This is a genomic window from Oscillospiraceae bacterium (assembly GCA_025758045.1).
In the GTDB taxonomy this organism is placed as follows: Bacteria; Bacillota; Clostridia; order Oscillospirales; family Ruminococcaceae; genus Gemmiger.
Genome location: CP107208.1, coordinates 1,670,237 through 1,687,650, shown reverse-complemented (window position 1 = coordinate 1,687,650; position 17,414 = coordinate 1,670,237). Strand labels below are relative to the sequence as shown.

The following is a 17,414-nucleotide window of genomic DNA, read 5'->3' as shown; positions in this document are numbered from 1 at the left end:
GTACAAGCTGCTAAGCAAAAAGCGCAGATAATACTGGATGTATTATCGAGCATTTTTGCGACGCAGATTGTGCTTCGCAGCCGCAGCAGCGGTGCTTAAGCTGTAAAGCGGGAATTGTGCGGTGTTGCCCTTACTCTTTCGGGGCGTCGGGGTAGTCTTTTACGTGCAGCAGGGCTTCGGCGGCAGCTACTTCCTCGGCAGTGGGCACGCGCACGCCGTCCAGAGGGTACGGGATACCCAGGTTCTGCCACTTGAAAAGCCCCAGTGTGTGGTAAGGCAAAACCTCGACGCGGCGCACGGTGGGCAGTGACTTTATAAAGCTATCCAGCCGGCGCAGGCCGTCGGTGTCATCGGTCAGGCCGGGAACCAGCACGTGGCGGATCCAGAGGTCCACGCCTTTGGAGGCCACATACTGCGCCATAGCCAGAATGTTTTTATTTGTGTGGCCGGTCAGCTTTTTGTGCTTTTCGTCGTCGATCTCCTTTAAATCCAAGATCACCAGGTCGGTGTTGGCCAGCAGCTTGTCAAAGCGGGCCATCCATTCGGCGTCATCGGGCGCGAAGGGCTGGGCGCTGGTGTCCAGGGCGGTCTGCACCTTTTTGGCGTGGGCCAGGCGGAACACCTCGCTGACGAAATCCAGCTGGCGCAGGGGCTCGCCGCCGCTGATGGTGATGCCGCCGTTGTTGCGCCAATAGTTGCGGTAGCGGTAGGCGGCCGAGAAGGCCTCCTGCGGGGTCTTGGCGGTGTCCTGGGTAAAGGCCCAGGTCTCGGGGTTATGGCAGTACTGGCAGCGCATGGCGCAGCCCTGCATAAAGATAATATACCGCACGCCCGGCCCATCGACCAGGCCAAAGGTTTCGACAGAATGGATGTAGCCCAAAGTTTCGGACATAGGTTGCCTCCGTTGTTTTTGTATTGGTGCGTCGGAGAAAGCGGCATATAAACCAGGGCTCTCTCCCCCACCCGCTTCGCGGGAGCCCTCCCAGAGGGGGCCAGAAGTATGTAGGTTGCCTATTAGTATACCATATAAAAAGGCCTGCAGCTACAGCCACAGGCCCTTTTGCTATTTTATTTTTTGTTTGGAGTTTTTCCGCCTTTTTTGCAAAAAAGGTGGAAAAACTCCCGTAGGACTTACAGCACCTTGTGGCAGGTACGGGCGATGACGTCCAGCTGCTGTTCCTTGGTCAGGTCGATGAACTTAACGGCGTAACCGGAAACACGGATGGTGAAGTTGGCGTACTCTTCCTTCTCCGGGTGCTCCATAGCGTCGATCAGCTTCTCGGTGCCAAAGACGTTGACGTTCAGGTGATGGGCGCCTTGGTCAAAGTAGCCGTCCATGACCTGCACCAGGTTGTTGATACGCTCACCCTCGCTGTGGCCCAGGGCATCGGGGTTGATGGTCTGGGTGTTGGAGATACCGTCCAGTGCCCAGTGATAGGGCAGCTTGGCAACGGAGTTCAGGGATGCCAGCAGGCCGTGGGTCTCGGCACCATAGGACGGGTTGCCGCCGGGGGCAAACGGGGTGTAAGCCTTGCGGCCATCGGGCATAGCGCCGGTGGCCTTGCCGTAGACAACGTTGGAGGTGATGGTCAGGATCGAGGTGGTGGGCTCGGAGTTGCGGTAGGTGTGGCGGCGCTTGATCTTCTCCAGGAAGCTGCGCAGCAGCTCAACGGCGATGTCATCGGCGCGGTCATCATCGTTGCCGTACTTCGGGAAATCTCCCTCGATCTCGTAATCGGTGACAAGGCCCTGCTCATTGCGGATGCACTTGACCTTGGCGTACTTGATGGCGGACAGAGAGTCGACCACATGGCTGAAGCCTGCGATGCCGGTGGCAAAAGTGCGGCGGACATCGGTATCGATGAGGGCCATCTCGGCGGCTTCGTAGTAGTACTTGTCGTGCATATACTGGATCAGGTTCAGGATGTTGACGTACAGGCCGGCCAGCCAGTCCATCATGACATCATACTTGGCCATGACCTCATTGTAATCCAGATATTCGGCAGTGATGGGGGCGTAAGCGGGGCCGACCTGCTCGCCCAGCTTCTCGTCCACGCCGCCGTTGATGGCGTACAGCAGGCACTTGGCCAGGTTGGCGCGGGCGCCGAAGAACTGCATCTCCTTGCCGGTCTGGGTAGCAGACACGCAACAGCAGATGGAGTAGTCATCGCCCCAGACGGGCTTCATCACATCGTCGTTCTCGTACTGGACGGAAGAGGTGCTGATGGAGATCTTGGAGGCGTAATCCTTGAAGGTCTTGGGCAGAGCGGAGGAGTACAGAACCGTCATGTTCGGCTCCGGAGCGGGGCCCATGTTCTCCAGGGTGTGCAGAAAACGGAAGTCGTTCTTGGTGACCATGGAGCGGCCGTCCATGCCGATGCCGCCAACTTCCAGGGTGGCCCAGACGGGGTCGCCGCTGAACAGCTGGTTGTAGCTGGGGATACGGGCGAACTTGACCATACGGAACTTCATGACCATGTGGTCGATCAGCTCCTGGGCCTCGGTCTCGGTCAGGGTGCCGTTGTCCAGATCGCGCTGGATGTAGATGTCCAGGAAGGTGGAAACGCGGCCGACAGACATGGCAGCGCCGTTCTGTGTCTTGATAGCGGCCAGGTAGCCGAAGTACAGCCACTGGGCAGCCTCTTTTGCGTTGGCAGCAGGCTCAGAGATGTCGTAGCCGTAGGAGGCAGCCATCTCCTTCATGCCCTTGAGGGCGTTGATCTGCAGGGCGATCTCCTCGCGCAGACGGACAATCTCCTCGGTCATAGTGCCGTCGCCGCAGTTGGCGAAGTCGTTCTGCTTGGCTTTGATGAGGTAATCGATACCGTACAGGGCCACACGGCGGTAGTCGCCGACGATACGGCCGCGGCCGTAGGTATCGGGCAGGCCGGTGACGATGTGGCTGTGGCGGGCCTTCTTCATCTCGGGGGTGTAGGCATCAAACACAGCCTGGTTATGGGTACGGGTGTACTTGGTAAAGATCTCGTGCAGCTTTTCGCTGGGCTGATAGCCATAGGTCGTGCAGGCCTGCTCAGCCATCTTGATACCGCCGTAGGGCATGAAAGCACGCTTCAGGGGCTTATCGGTCTGCAGGCCGACGACCTTTTCAAGATCCTTCAGCTCGGGGTCGATGTAGCCGGGGCCGTATGCGGTCAGGCCGGAGACGACTTCTGTCTCCATGTCCAGCACGCCGCCCTTGGCACGCTCTTCCTTCTGCAGCTTCTGCAGGGCGCCCCACAGCTTGTTGGTAGCATCGGTGGGGCCAGCCAGGAAGCTTTCGTCACCGTCGTAGGGGGTGTAGTTCTTCTGGATGAAGTCGCGGGTGTTGACTTCCTCTTTCCAGATACGGCCTTCAAAGCCTTCCCACTGTTTGAAATCTGTCATATTGCACCTCTTTTTAAAATCAGGAATACCAGATATATGCTTTACCAGTAGCATTATACACTATGGATGGTATGCTGTGCAACTGGAAAATTGTGTACCCGGATGGATTTTCCCACCCGGCAGGTATATCATACCAAAAGATAAGGATTTAGTATGTTGTCCAGGCAACATTTTTAACTTTTTTAGCTCCCTCCCAGAGGGGGGGCTTTACGCGGAAATCAGCGCTTGATGTTGAAGGCGCCGAAGCCGGGGTACTGGGCAGCACCGCCGAGTTCTTCCTCGATGCGGAGCAGCTGGTTATACTTGGCAACGCGCTCGCTGCGGCTGGGGGCACCGGTCTTGATCTGGCAGGTGTTCAGGGCAACGGCCAGGTCAGCAATGGTGGTGTCCTCAGTCTCGCCGGAACGGTGAGAAGCAATGGCGGTGTAGCCAGCCTTGTGGGCCATCTTAATGGCCTCCAGCGTCTCAGAGACAGAGCCAATCTGGTTCAGCTTGATCAGGATGGAGTTGCCGCAGCCCAGGCTGATGCCCTTGGACAGGCGCTCGGTGTTGGTGACGAACAGGTCGTCGCCCACCAGCTGGACCTTGCCGCCCAGCTCCTTGGTCATATACTGCCAGCCTTCCCAATCCTCTTCATCCAGGCCGTCCTCGATGGAGTAAATGGGATACTTCTCGACCAGCTGCTTCCAGTGCTCGACCAGCTCCTCGCTGGTAAAGACCTTGCCGCACTTGGGCAGTTTATACTCGCCCTTCTTACTGCCCTTCCACTCGCTGGAAGCGGCATCCATGGCCAGGACGAAGTCCTTGCCGGGCACATAGCCGGCCTTCTCGATGGCCTCGAGGATATACTGGATCGCCTCCTCATCGCTGGCCAGGTCAGGAGCGAAGCCGCCCTCATCGCCAACGGAGGTAGCCAGACCCTTGCTCTTCAGCAGAGCCTGCAGGGCGTGGAAGACCTCGGTGCACCAGCGCAGGCCTTCTTTGAAGCTGGGGGCGCCGGCGGGCATGATCATGAATTCCTGCACGTCAACAGTGTTGGCTGCATGGGCGCCGCCGTTGAGGATATTCATCATGGGGACGGGCAGCTTGTTGCCGGAAACGCCGCCCAGGAAGCGGTACAGGGGAATGTCCAGAGAGGTGGCAGCAGCACGGGCCGCAGCGATGGAGACCGCCAGGATGGCGTTGGCACCCAGGTTGGACTTATCCTTGGTGCCGTCAGCCTTCAGCATGGCAGCGTCGACCGCATTGATGTCAGCGGCATCCAGGCCGACCAGCACCTCGTTGATGGTGGTGTTGATGTTCTCGACAGCCTTGCTGACGCCCTTGCCGCCGAAACGGCTCTTGTCGCCGTCGCGCAGCTCCAGGGCCTCGAACTCGCCGGTGGAAGCGCCGCTGGGGGCAGCGCCGCGGCCGATGGTGCCGTCAGCCAGCCAGACCTCGGCTTCGACAGTGGGGTTGCCGCGGGAGTCGATGATCTCACGGCCGATGACCTTTTCAATTTCCAGATAACTCATGGTGCACGTTCCTTTCTATCTATAACAATATTGAACAGGGATAGTATGGGTGAAGTGCCGTGCAAACATGCCCATGCGCAGGCATGTGGGCGCGCTTTTGGTTAGCTTTTGCTAACCAGCGATACGATACCATGTACAGGGGTGCTTTGTCAATAAGATAACAGGTTTTTGCCCAAAATAAATTCACAATCGGTCTTATTCCTGCCCGTTTGACATGTTTTCTGGCAGCAGGGCGGTTTTTGGGCGGCCGTGCACTTGACATTTCGCCCTAAAGGCGGTAAGATAGTCTACGCTAACTGTTAGGATTTGTGAATCTTTCCGCCCTATCCGCCAACCGGGGTTTGCGGTGTAAATTATAAAAGGAGGTGCGTTCCATGACGGAGCCTGTAAGTTCTTCTCTGCTGACCTGCCGCGATCTGATCCAGAGCATCGTTGCCGCCGTGGACGCACGGGATGTCTACACTGCCCACCATTCCGACCGGGTGGCCGCTATGGCGGTGGTGCTGGCCCGGGTCCTGCACTTGAGCGAGGACGACACCACCACGGTGCAGGTTGCCGCTTTCGCCCATGACATCGGCAAAATTTCGATGTCCGACGCCGTGCTGCGCAAAGCCGGGCCGCTGACCGACGCCGAGTGGGAGGAGATGCGCCGCTGCCCCGTGACGGGGTACGACATCCTTCGCAAGGTGCCCCAGTTCCAGCGGGTGGCGCTCATCGTGCGGCACCATCACGAGCGGTGGGACGGCCGCGGCTACCCGGACCAGCTGGCCGGGACCGCCATTCCGCTGGGGGCGCGCATCATCGCGGTGGCGGATTCCATCGACGCCATGATGAGCAACCGCAGCTACCGCCCGGCCATGACCGCAACGGTCTGCCACCATGAAATCGAGAAAAACAGCGGTGTAATGTATGATCCACAGGTCGTGGCCGCCGCTATGAACTGTTGGGATGAGTTGGTGAGCCGCTACACCGAAGTGGAAACACCGCCCACACCCTACTTTGACCGCCTGCAGCTGGAGCACACCCGCCAGGCCCACGATTACCTGCTGGCCAACCAGGGCAGCCACATCACGCTGGCCGAGCTGGCCGCGCGGTTCCACCTGTCCCAAAGCTCGCTGAAGATCTGCTTTAAGGCGCTGTACGGCGTACCAGTGGCCAGCTATCTGCGGAGGCTGCGGATGGACACCGCCGCCAATTTGTTGCGCAGCAGCGACCTTCCGGTGGCCGAGATTGCCCACCGCGTGGGGTACGAGGACCCCAGCCGCTTTGCGGCAGCCTTCCGCCGTCATACCGGCTGCCGCCCCACCGAACTGCGCCGTGTCCCCTGCCCCACACCGCCCGAAAACGAGAGCGATGCCAGCGCTTGACAAAAATCCAAACGGCATATTTTCCGGCCGATTGCGTATAACCCAGTTATAACTAACCCTAATAAAATATTTTGTACACCGACAACAACTCTGTTGTCAACATCTCAACACTGTTGTGAAATATATAGAGTGGAGGACAAAAATTATGAATTGGGCTAAAGTTGCATTGTTCGCAGGCGGCGCACTGTTTGGTTCCGCCGGTATCGAAATTCTGACCAGCAAGGACGCCAAGAAGCTGTACACCCAGTGCACCGCCGCTGTGCTGCGCATGAAGGACAGCGTCATGGAGACTGCTACCACCCTGCAGGAGAACTGCGGTGACATCCTGGCCGACGCCAAGGAGATCAACGAGGAGCGCGCCGCCGCTGACGAGGCCGCTGTCGTTGCCGACGAGGCCGCTGAAGACAAGGCAGCCGAATAATTTTCACTGAAAAGAGCTGCCCGCTGCACGGTGGGCAGCTTTTTATTTGTGGGAGAGTATAACAATGAAATGGAAAATTTTGCATGAAAGCAAAGGCCGCATGCGCCTGCACCTGAACAAGCCGCGCATGAGCCTGGCCGAAGCCGACCAGCTGCAGGATTACCTGGCGGCCCTGCCCGGCGTGCGCACCGCCGCCGTGTATGAGCGCACCTGTGATGTGGTGGTCGTGTATACCGAGAACCGCGCAAGCCTGGTGAAGGGCCTGGCCGCCTTCCGTTTTGATGTGGAAGCCCTGGCCGAGGTACCCGCCAACAGTCCCCGCGCTGTGAACCGTGAGTATCAGGAAAAGCTCGTCAATATGACGATCTTCCACCTTGCGCGCAAGCTGTTTTTGCCGATGCCGCTGCGCATCGCCTACACCGCCGTGCGCAGCCTGCCCTACCTGTGGCGCGGGCTGACCTGCCTGCTGCGCCGCAAGCTGGAAGTGGAAGTGCTGGATGCGCTGTCCATCGGCGTTTCAATGCTGCGGGGGGACTTCCCCACAGCAGGGTCCGTTATGTTCCTGCTGCGGCTGGGCGAGCTGCTGGAGGAGTGGACCCGCAAGAAGTCCCTGAGCGATCTGGCCCGCTGCATGTCACTGAACGTCGACCGCGTCTGGCAGCAGACTGCCGAGGGCGAGGTACTGGTGCCCATCAGCCAGGTGCGCCCCGGCGACGCCGTGGTCGTACACACGGGCAGCGTCATCCCGCTGGATGGCCGCGTGCTGGAGGGTGAAGCCAGTGTGAACCAGGCCTCCCTGACCGGCGAGGCTGAACCCGTGCGCAAGAGCACCGGCGCTGTTGTGTATGCCGGCACCGTGGTCGAGGAAGGCCAGCTGGTGATGACCGTGGAGCAGCAGGCCGGCAACGGCCGCTATGACCAGATCGTGCAGATGATCGAGGCTTCCGAAAAGCTGAAGTCTTCCAGCGAGACCCGTGCCGCCGCCCTGGCAGACAAACTGGTGCCTTACAGCCTGCTGGGCACCGCCGTTACCTACGCACTGACCCGCAACACCACCCGCGCCATCTCGATCCTGATGGTCGACTTTTCCTGCGCGCTGAAGCTGTCCATGCCGCTGGCGGTGCTTTCTGCTATGCGTGAGTGCGGCAGCTACCACATCACCGTCAAGGGCGGCAAGTATCTGGAAGCCCTGGCCAAAGCCGACACCATTGTCTTCGACAAGACCGGCACCCTGACCCATGCTACCCCCACCGTGGTGGACGTTGTGCCGTTTGGCGGCCGCAATGCCGACGATGTGCTGCGCATTGCCGCCTGCCTGGAGGAGCATTATCCCCACTCGATGGCCAACGCCGTTGTGCAGGCCGCTGCCCATAAGGGCATCAACCACGATGAAATGCACAGCGAAGTGCAGTACGTCGTGGCCCACGGCATCGCCAGCAGCGTAGCCGGTGAGAAAGTCGTCATCGGCAGCCAACACTTTGTATTTGAGGATGAGGGCTGCTACATCCCCACCAGCGAGAGCGATAAATTTGACGCTCTGCCGCCGGAATATTCCCATTTGTATCTGACTATCGGCGGTGAACTGGCCGGTGTCATCTGCATTGCCGATCCGCTGCGCGAGGAGGCCGCCGATGTGTTGAAGGCCCTGCGCGGCTTAGGCATCCGCAAGGCTGTGATGATGACCGGTGACAACGACCGCACGGCTTCCGTCATTGCCAAGCAGGTAGGCGTGGACGCCTACTATGCCGAGGTGCTGCCCGAGGACAAGGCCCGCTTTGTGGAGCAGGAGAAGGCCGCAGGCCACACCGTCATCATGCTGGGCGACGGCATCAACGACTCCCCCGCCCTGTCCGCTGCTGATGTTGGCATTGCCATCAGCGACGGCGCTGCCATTGCCCGCGAAATTGCCGATGTGACCGTGGCCGCCGACAGCCTGAATGAGCTGGTCATCCTGAAGTGCATCGCCAACGGCCTGCAGAAGCGTACCCATGACAACTACCGCTTTATCATGGGCTTCAACAGCACGCTGATCGTGCTGGGCGCCATGGGCATTTTGCAGCCTGCCACTTCGGCCCTGCTGCACAACGCCTCGACCCTGGCCATCAGCCTGAAGAGCATGACCAATTTGCTGGATGAGTATAAGTAAGATAAGTAAGGCGCAAACATAAAAATATCCCCCGCTGTTGTTCGCAAGGAATAACGGCGGGGGTTTTGTTTTTTGTGATTAATAGTAGGGAGCATCCGCCCCTACAGCGAGGTTGCAACCCATTCAAGGTTATAGCAGCCCAACATATTTATTATAGCACCTTTTACATGCACTTATCAATCCTTAACATGCACAAATAATTCATCGCAGGATTGTCTGCTCTGCGAATAGACGAATTTCTAAGCGTGTGCTATAGTATAGTCACAGAAAGAAAACAGCCGGAGATAAGGAGATAAGAACTCCAAGCGAAGCCACTTTCTTAACACTTCCCCATAAAAGACCGATCGTGAACAGACCGACATCTTAAAGCAGATCTCCCGAAGCGGAAACGCGAAGAAGGAGCACTTTAAGGACTCCGATCCAGCAGCACGAGGGCAGCGGGAAGAACAAGGAAGAAATTGTAAAGGCCGCCGGCAGGATTTCGGATGAAAGGAGGCTCTGGACCCGATGGCAAACTTTAAAGATCCCATTCATCACCGGCGGGCCTGGGCCTGCTGAAACGAAGAGAACCACATTGAAAGCCGCAGGTCGTAACCTGTAAAAGATTGAAAAATTCAGATGGTTGGTTCATAAATCAGATTCAGCAAGTCCAGGGGCCGTCAAGACAGACTCTGGCGTGTAATATAGATTAAGATGAAAGAAGGTCGGTAGCGATGACCGTCACCACTCCACCGAACAGGAAGAACCTGAATTTCATCTGATCCACAAGGAGACACTCCAATGTACTAGAGTTAAGAGGCGCAGTCCTCAGCATCAGACCCCGATACCCCAGGAACGATCTTAAGAGCCGAACCGATTTTACCACGTTCCACAAATGCTTTTCAGCAAATAACGAACCAGAGGGTAAGACCAATGAACAGGTAAATTGAGATCCTGAAAGGGTTAAACAAAATCGCAAAGTTAGGATGATCCTTATGAAAACAAGGGTACAGTCCGAAAAATAACGAGTAAGGGTTATGAGGCTATGACTCCGAAGAAGTAAGACCGCCGGGGCGAACAGAAATGTTCGCCCCGGCTTTTGGTTTGTGATTCTATTTTGGTTTGCAAAGATGTAGGTTGGCACTTATTGTTTTACAGCATACACCGCATAACCCGTGTCGCCTCTACGAAGTCGTGGGATTCGTACAGGGCGATGGCGGGGGCGTTCTGGGACAGGACGCTTAACTCCAGGTATTCCAGCCGGCGGTCCCGCGCCCAGCGCTTGGCGGCGCCCAACAAGGTACTGCCAATGCCCTGCTGGCGGTGGGCTTCGTCTACCACCAGGTCCGCCAGGCAGGCGTAGCGGTGGGGCAGCACACAGCTGAACTCCGGCGTCCAACCCGCATAATTCACCAGCGCAAAACCGACCACCGCGCCGTCCTCCTCGGCCAGCAGATAGTCGGCATCCGCGGCCTTGACGGCCTGGCGGACAAACTCATCCTCCCGCGGGGCAACGCAGAAAAACTCCGGCTGCAGGTCGACCAGCGCCTGATCCAGCTGGCGGTACAGTGCCACGACGGCCGGGATGTCCCCTTCCCCGGCCGGGTGGATCGTGATCTTGGGCATGCTTATTCCCCCAATCCTATATAAGGCACCACCGCACAATTCCCGCCTAACGGCTCAAGCACCGCTCCGGCGGCTGCGGCACGGCATCTGCGTTGCCAAAATGCTCGATAAGACATCCAGTATTATCTGCGCTTTTGGCTTAGCAGTTGCCGCACCTCGCTCGCCGTATCGGCACTTAGAATTATGCGGTATTGCCTTAACGCTAAAACAAAACGGCGGACGCACTTGTCCGCCGCTTTCTCATTTGATTTCCTGGATGGTGTAGTTGAAGCCGTACTCTTCCTGCAGCTTCTTCACGGCAGGCTCGCAGTCCTCGATGAAGGTGGCGGAGTAGACGCTCTGGCCGTTGTGGGCCTTCTTGTACTCTTCCACGATCTCGTTCAGCTTTGCCCAGCCCTCGTCAGCCTTGGCCTGGTCCATGCTCTGGGGGAAATCGATGATGAATTCGCGGTGTTTGGGGATACGTGCTTTCATAATGATACACTCCTGTGATTTTTATAAAAAATATACGTTTTGTATATTCAGGCGAATTTACAGCCCGAAACAGCGCCGGGCATTTTCGGCGGTCTGGTCCAGCACGGCCTGGGCGTCCACGTCCCAGATCGTACCGATGTAGGCGGCCACGTGGGCAATGTTGCGGCTGTCGTTGCGGGTGCCGCGCACCGGCTCCGGCGCCATGTAGGGGCAGTCGGTCTCCAGCAAGGCGCGGTCATGGGGGATGGCGGCCAGCACTTTGGCGGCACGTTTGGCGCCTTTGTAGGTCACGGCACCGCCAAAGCCCAGATACATGCCCTGTTCCACCAGCCAGGCGGCGTCATCGGCGCTGCCGCTGTAGCAGTGCAGGGCACCGCGGGGCTTATATTTGCGCAGCAGATCGTACATTTCGGCATGGGCTTCCCGGTCGTGGACCGACACGGGCAGGTCCAGCTCCCTGGCCAGCTGCAGTTGGGCCTCAAACAGGGCGTACTGCTCCTCGCGGGGCACGGGCCAGTGGTGGTCGAGGCCGATCTCCCCTACCGCGACAACGGCGGGATCCTCATACAGCGGACGCATGGCGGTAAGCTCGGCGCGCCAATCGCCGTGGTAGACGGCCACGGTGGCGGCGTCCTCCTCGATGAGGCTTTCCGGGTGGATGCCCAGCGCGGCGTGGAAGTAAGGCGCGGTGTGCGCCAGTTCCAGCACCTTTTGGGCGTCGCCGGAGTGGGTGGCACATTCCAGCACGCCCACCACGCCGCCCCGGGACAGCGCGGCCAGCAGGTCGACACGGTCACCGTCAAACTGGCGGCTGGCATAATGGGCATGGGTGTCAAAAATATTCGTCATGATTCAGCTTTCCTTTGGCTGCGGGGCGCGGTTGACTAGGAAGATGCCCACACAGACCAGCGCCAGCGCCGCGATGTACTGCCACTCAAACAGCGGCTCGCCGTTGAGCAGGGCCGAGAGCAGCACGTTCATGATTGGGATAATAAGCCCGAAGATGGCGATGCGGGAAATGGGGTTGTTCTTCATCAGCAAAGCCCACAGCACATAGCCAGCACCGGAAATGAACGCCAGCACGAGTAATACCGGGATAGCCCAGCCCTGCTGCGGGTGCAAGCTGCCACCTATGGCAAAGCCGATGACGGCCAGCGCGAACCCTCCGCAGCCCAGGTTGAGGACACTGACGGTGAAGCTGTCGGTCTTTTTGGCGGCGGCCTTATTCCACGGCCCGGCCAACGAGAAGATGGCCGAAGCCAGCAGCATGTACAAAATGCCTTTGGCACTGCCGCTGCCGTAGTTGCCTAAGGTGGCAAACAGGACGCCGCCAAAACCCAGCACGCAGCCCAATGCCTTGCGCGGGGTCATGCGGTCGACATTGCCGTACAGGAAATGGGCCACGATAACGCCCATAAAGCTTTGGGTGCTGTTGATGATGCCGCCCATGGCACCGGTAAGCAGCGCGGCCGCCGAGTAGTAGAAGAAATACTGCGCGGCGGTCTGCCACAGACCCAATCCGCAGCAGACGGCCAGTTGTTTGCCGCGGGGCATGGGAAGCGGGCGGCGGTTAAGCGCCAGCCCGGCCAGCCAGACCAGCGCCGCGCCCATCATGAAGCGGACGCCTGCAAAACAGAGGATGGTCGCTGTATCGGAGGAATCGATGGCGAACATCCGATACCCCATCTTGATAAACGGCAGTGCCGACCCCCACAGAATGTTGCAGAGGATAGCCATAGCTACAGCAGCCGCCGGATTGGAGAAGAATTTATCCAGCTTTGACTTCTGGTTATCCAAATTTTATTCTCCCAAAATTGCATGACTATGTGATTTTAATTAAAAGTTCTTTCAGTTTCTTTCAAGAAAGGAACAAACAGCCTTAATGGATGCGTGCACCGGCGGGGGTGCTGTCCGGGAAGAAGGCGATGGAGCAGCCGCCGTCGACATCAGTATCAGCAGCAAAGATCATGCCCTCGCTGACATACTTACCCTTCATCATCGGGCGGGGTGCCAGGTTAGCCACGATGCCGATCTTTTTGCCGATCAGATCCTCGGGTGCGAACCACTTGGCGATGCCGGACAGGATGCAGCGTTCGCGCTCGCCGTCAAAAACGGTCAGGTGCAGCAGCTTCTTACTCTCCTTCATGCGCTCGCAGGCACGAACCTCGGCCACACGCAGCTCTACCTTGCAGAAATCATCGAAGCTGATCTCTTCCTCATGGTCGCCGATCAGCTCGGCGCTGGCAGCAGCGGCTTCGGCTTTAGGCTCCTCGGCGGGGGCGTTGGCAGCCTGGGCAGCGGCTTTCTGGGCAGCCTCCAGGGCATCCAGTTCGGCCAGCTCCTTGGCGGTGTCGATGCGGGGGAAGATGTTCTCGCCCTTGTGCAGGGTGGCATTGGCAGGCATAGAACCCACGGCAGCGGCGCTGTCCCAGGTCTTCAGGCTGTCATCCACACCCAGCTGGGCAAAGATCTTTTCGCAGGTGGCAGGCATAAACGGCTGCAGCAGCACGGTGCAGATGCGCAGGGTCTCGGCCAGGTTATACAGCACACGGGCCAGGCGGGGCTTGGTGTCCTCGCTCTTGGCCAGCACCCAGGGGGCGGTAGCGTCGATGTACTTGTTGGCGTTGTCGATGACCTCAAACACGTCGGCCAAAGCGTTCTGGAAAGCATAAGCCTCCATGTCGGCCTCGTAGCGGGCGCGCAGACCGCTGACTTTTTTCAGCAGGGCGGCATCCTCGGCCCCTTCGTCCTGCTCGATGGGCAGGCAGCCGCCAAAGTACTTGTCCGCCATGGCGGTGGTACGGGACAGCAGATTGCCCAGGTCGTTGGCCAGGTCCATATTGATACGGTTGATCAGCAGCTCGTTGGAGAAGTTGCCGTCGGAGCCAAACGGGAAATCACGTAGCAGGAAGTAACGCAGGGCGTCGGCGCTGTAACGCTCGGCCAGCAGGTAGGGATCCACCACGTTGCCCTTGGACTTGGACATCTTGCCGCCGTCCAGCAGCAGCCAGCCGTGGCCGTAAACGTGCTTGGGCAGGGGCATATCCATGCTCATCAGCATGGCAGGCCAGATGATGGAATGGAACCGCACGATCTCCTTGCCGATAAAATGCACGTCAGCAGGCCAGAAAGTCTCGTAGTCGCTGTCGGGGTACTTATCGTTCATGAAGCCGAGGGCGGTGGTGTAGTTGAACAGGGCGTCGATCCAAACGTAGACGACGTGCTTGGGGTCGAAGTCGACGGGGATGCCCCACTTGAAACTAGTACGGGAGACGCAGAGGTCCTCCAGGCCCGGATCGATGAAGTTGTGCACCATCTCGTTGACGCGGGAACGGGGCAGCAGGAAGTCGGTGTTGACCAGCAGGTCGCGCACGCGGTCGGCGTACTTGGACAGGCGGAAGAAGTAAGCCTCTTCCTCAGCATCGACGACAGGACGGCCGCAGTCCGGGCAGCAGCCGTTGACCAGCTGGCTCTCGGTCCAGAAGCTCTCACAGGGGGTGCAGTACTTGCCCTTGTAGGTGCCCTTGTAGATGTCGCCCTTCTCGTACATCTTTTTAAAGATCTTCTGGATGGCGGCAACGTGATAATCGTCGGTGGTACGGATAAAGCGGTCGTAGCTGATGTTCATCAGTTTCCACAGGTCCTTGACGCCCTTGGGGCCTTCGACGATGTTGTCGACGAACTGCTGCGGGGTGACGCCAGCCTCTTTGGCCTTCAGCTCGATCTTCTGGCCGTGCTCGTCGGTGCCGGTCAGGAACTTGACGTTGTAGCCCTGCAGGCGCTTGTAGCGGGCCATGGCGTCGGTGGCCACGGTGCAATAGGTATGGCCGATGTGCAGCTTATCGCTGGGGTAATAGATCGGCGTTGTGATGTAGAATTTTTTCTGATCCATGATTCTCTCCTTATAACAACCGCGTAGGTGTTTTCACTTTGCAGGTGTGTTTACTTTTAAAACCCGATGGGTGTTACGCCGCAGGCTTCCAGCGCGTGGCGGCAAAGCACCTCGGTGCTGTCGATGAAGAATTTACCCAGGTGCTCGTCCCGCTTGACGAGGCTCAACTCGGTGCAGCCCAGGACGGCCATATCGCAGCCCTGCTTTTTCAGGTCGTGCACAGCACCGCCGAACTTGGCCATGTCGGCGCGGCGGCCCTGCTTGATGTCGTCGTAGATGACCGACATGATGTCGTCCTGGTGGTCGCCGGCGGGGGCGGCCCACTCGATGCCCGCATCGCGGCAGGCGATCTGGTAGGTCTCGGCCTGCAGGGTGCCGTCGGTAGCCAGGATGCCCAGCTTAGTGCAGCCTGCAGCCTTGGCGTCGGCCACGGTCAGGCGTGGCATGTTCAGCACCGGCACGGGCAGTGCCTCGGCCAGGCGGTCGTAGAAATAGTGGGCGGTGTTGCAGGGGATAGCAATGACCGTAGCGCCGTAGTGCACCAGGCTGAAACCGTCCTGCTCCATGACAGCGAAGGGATCGTCCTTGCTTTCGCCCATGATGAACGCCGTGCGATCCGGCGTGGACGCGCGGGAGGAAATGACGATGTCAATATGATCCTGGTCACAGGATGCGGGGGTATGGTCGATCAGCATCTGGTACAGGTAGCAGCTGGCGGCAGGCCCCAGCCCACCCAGGATGCCCAGAACTTCTTTATGGGGGTTTTGCGGCAGGTTTTTCTCCGTCGTGGCGCACCCCTCCTTATAACAGTATTCTTATTTATTATAAAGCGTAGCGGGGAAATATGCAAGATGCTAATATGAAAAAGGCCCCCTCCCAGAGGGGGCCGAATAATAAAAAAGCAGCCCACCGGCAAGCGGCAGGCTGCGGAAATTATTTTGCGTACTCGGTAGCGCGGCTTTCGCGGATGACGCTGACCTTGATCTGGCCGGGGTAATCCAACTCGTTCTCGATCTTTTTGGCGACATTGCGCGCCAGCAGGATGACCTGATCGTCGCTGACCTTGTCCGGCTGAACCAGGATGCGGACCTCGCGGCCAGCCTGGACAGCGTAGGAGCTTTCGACGCCCTCGAAGCCGTTGCAGAGGGCCTCCAGCGTTTCCAGACGCTTGATGTAGCTCTCCATGTTCTCGCGGCGGGCACCGGGGCGGGCAGCGGAGATGGCATCGGCAGCCATGATGATGAAGGCCAGGGTGGTCTTGGGCTCCACGTCGCCGTGGTGGGCCTCGATGGCGTGGATGACCTGCGGGTTCTCGCGGTATTTCTTGCAGATGTCGACGCCGATCTGCACGTGGCTGCCCTCGATCTCGTGGTCAAGGGCCTTGCCGATGTCATGCAGCAGGCCGGCGCGGCGGGCCAGCTGAACGTTGATGCCCAGTTCGCCAGCCATCAGGCCGGCCAGCCAGGCAACTTCCAGCGAGTGGCTCAGCACATTCTGGCCGTAGCTGGTGCGGTACTTCAGGCGGCCGATGAGCTTGACCAGGTCGGGGTGCAGGCTGTGGATACCCAGATCCATGACAGCCTTGTCGCCCTCGCGCTTCATCTGAATCTCCAGCTCGCGGCGGCACTTGTCGACGGTCTCCTCGATGCGGGCCGGGTGGATACGGCCATCGGCGATCAGGCGCTCGAGGGCCATGCGGGCGACCTCGCGGCGGGTCTGGTCAAAGCTGGACAGGGTGATGGCTTCCGGCGTATCATCGATGATGAGGTCGCAGCCGGTGGCGGTCTCGAGGGCGCGGATGTTGCGGCCTTCACGGCCGATGATGCGGCCCTTCATCTCGTCGCTGGGCAGCGGCACCACGCTGACGGTAGCTTCGCTGGTGGCATCGGCGGCACAGCGGGCGATGGCCTGGCCGACCAGCTCACGGGCGATGTTGTCGCACTCGTCCTTCATGTTGGCCTGGTAGGCGCTGATCTTCATGGCCTTTTCGTGGGTCAGCTCGTCGTCCACCTGCTTCAGCAGCACGGCGCGGGCATCCTCCTGGCTCATGGCGGCGATGGTCTCCAGCTTTTCGGTCTGACGCATTTTCAGCTGCTCCAGCTCGTCCAGGCGGGCTTCCACGGTCTCGGTGCGGCGCTTGAGGTCTTCCTCTTTGCGCTCCATGGCGGCGGAGCGCTTGTCCAGCGCCTCCTCCTTCTGGTCCATGCGGCGCTCCTGGCGGGTGATCTCGGCGCGGCGGTCCTTGATCTCCTTGTCAGCTTCGCTCTTGAGTTTGAAGGCTTCGTCTTTGGCTTCTACGATGGTTTCCTTGCGCTTGGCTTCAGCCGTCTTGATGGCATCGTTTACGATGCGCTTGGCTTCGTCTTCCGCCGAGCCGATCTTGGCTTCGGCCGTGCGCTTGCGGTTTTCGCCGCCCAGGTAAAAACCGAGCGTCCCGCAAACAGCAGCAGCAACAAGGACCAGCAGCACAGTGATAATTGGGCTCATGGTCAGTTCACTCCTTAATTTTGGAAAAATGCAAATTCAGGAGGGCGCAGCACAGCGGGACGCTTTTTCAATATACGGTTTGTTTGTTTTTTATGGCAAAAGCAACACAGCGCGGCAAATGCGG

General features: G+C 58.9%; 13 protein-coding genes. 3 read left to right on the top strand and 10 right to left on the bottom strand.

Translation table 11 applies throughout. The annotated features are described in order from the left end of the window. Window positions 1-130: 130 nt before the first annotated feature. The 3 genes from pflA to eno form a co-directional block, all read right to left on the bottom strand. On the bottom strand, window positions 131-892 hold the full coding sequence (pflA, locus tag OGM81_07940; protein ID UYJ42283.1) for a pyruvate formate-lyase-activating protein: 762 nt from the start codon (window positions 890-892) through the stop codon (window positions 131-133). Window positions 893-1,131: 239 nt separating this feature from the next. Continuing rightward, complete coding sequence (pflB, locus tag OGM81_07935; GenBank protein UYJ42282.1) at window positions 1,132-3,384, bottom strand: formate C-acetyltransferase; 2,253 nt, start codon at window positions 3,382-3,384, stop codon at window positions 1,132-1,134. Between the two features lie 218 nt (window positions 3,385-3,602). Continuing rightward, window positions 3,603-4,898, bottom strand: a complete 1,296-nt coding sequence (gene eno, locus OGM81_07930) for a phosphopyruvate hydratase (protein UYJ42281.1) — start codon at window positions 4,896-4,898, stop codon at window positions 3,603-3,605. Window positions 4,899-5,272: 374 nt separating this feature from the next. On the opposite strand from eno, the gene OGM81_07925 reads away from it, so the two are divergent. The 3 genes from OGM81_07925 (at window position 5,273) to OGM81_07915 (ending at window position 8,832) form a co-directional block, all read left to right on the top strand. Then, entirely contained in the window at window positions 5,273-6,265 is a 993-nt protein-coding gene (locus OGM81_07925) for a helix-turn-helix domain-containing protein (protein ID UYJ42280.1), read from the top strand. A 145-nt stretch (window positions 6,266-6,410) separates the two neighbouring features. After that, on the top strand, window positions 6,411-6,686 hold the full coding sequence (locus tag OGM81_07920; protein UYJ42279.1) for a DUF6110 family protein: 276 nt from the start codon (window positions 6,411-6,413) through the stop codon (window positions 6,684-6,686). A gap of 64 nt (window positions 6,687-6,750) precedes the next feature. Continuing rightward, entirely contained in the window at window positions 6,751-8,832 is a 2,082-nt protein-coding gene (locus tag OGM81_07915; GenBank protein UYJ42278.1) for a heavy metal translocating P-type ATPase, read from the top strand. A 1,131-nt stretch (window positions 8,833-9,963) separates the two neighbouring features. Here the strand turns inward: OGM81_07915 and OGM81_07910 are convergent. From OGM81_07910 to rny, 7 genes are all read right to left on the bottom strand, one after another. Continuing rightward, a complete protein-coding gene (locus OGM81_07910) occupies window positions 9,964-10,437 on the bottom strand; it encodes a GNAT family N-acetyltransferase (protein UYJ42277.1) in 474 nt (157 codons plus the stop codon). A 240-nt stretch (window positions 10,438-10,677) separates the two neighbouring features. Next, window positions 10,678-10,911 carry a methylenetetrahydrofolate dehydrogenase gene (locus OGM81_07905; GenBank protein UYJ42276.1) on the bottom strand — a complete coding sequence of 78 codons (234 nt, stop codon included), beginning with the start codon at window positions 10,909-10,911 and terminating at the stop codon, window positions 10,678-10,680. A gap of 57 nt (window positions 10,912-10,968) precedes the next feature. Beyond that, window positions 10,969-11,760, bottom strand: coding sequence for a TatD family hydrolase (locus OGM81_07900; GenBank protein UYJ42275.1), 792 nt, complete (start codon window positions 11,758-11,760; stop codon window positions 10,969-10,971). A gap of 3 nt (window positions 11,761-11,763) precedes the next feature. Beyond that, window positions 11,764-12,708 carry a DMT family transporter gene (locus OGM81_07895; GenBank protein UYJ42274.1) on the bottom strand — a complete coding sequence of 315 codons (945 nt, stop codon included), beginning with the start codon at window positions 12,706-12,708 and terminating at the stop codon, window positions 11,764-11,766. Window positions 12,709-12,790: 82 nt separating this feature from the next. Further along, window positions 12,791-14,803: a methionine--tRNA ligase gene (metG, locus tag OGM81_07890; protein UYJ42273.1), complete on the bottom strand. Its 2,013-nt coding sequence runs from the start codon at window positions 14,801-14,803 to the stop codon at window positions 12,791-12,793. A 56-nt stretch (window positions 14,804-14,859) separates the two neighbouring features. Continuing rightward, window positions 14,860-15,498: an amino acid racemase gene (locus tag OGM81_07885; GenBank protein ID UYJ42272.1), complete on the bottom strand. Its 639-nt coding sequence runs from the start codon at window positions 15,496-15,498 to the stop codon at window positions 14,860-14,862. A 238-nt stretch (window positions 15,499-15,736) separates the two neighbouring features. Further along, on the bottom strand, window positions 15,737-17,290 hold the full coding sequence (rny, locus tag OGM81_07880) for a ribonuclease Y (GenBank protein UYJ42271.1): 1,554 nt from the start codon (window positions 17,288-17,290) through the stop codon (window positions 15,737-15,739). Between the last annotated feature and the right edge of the window lie 124 nt (window positions 17,291-17,414).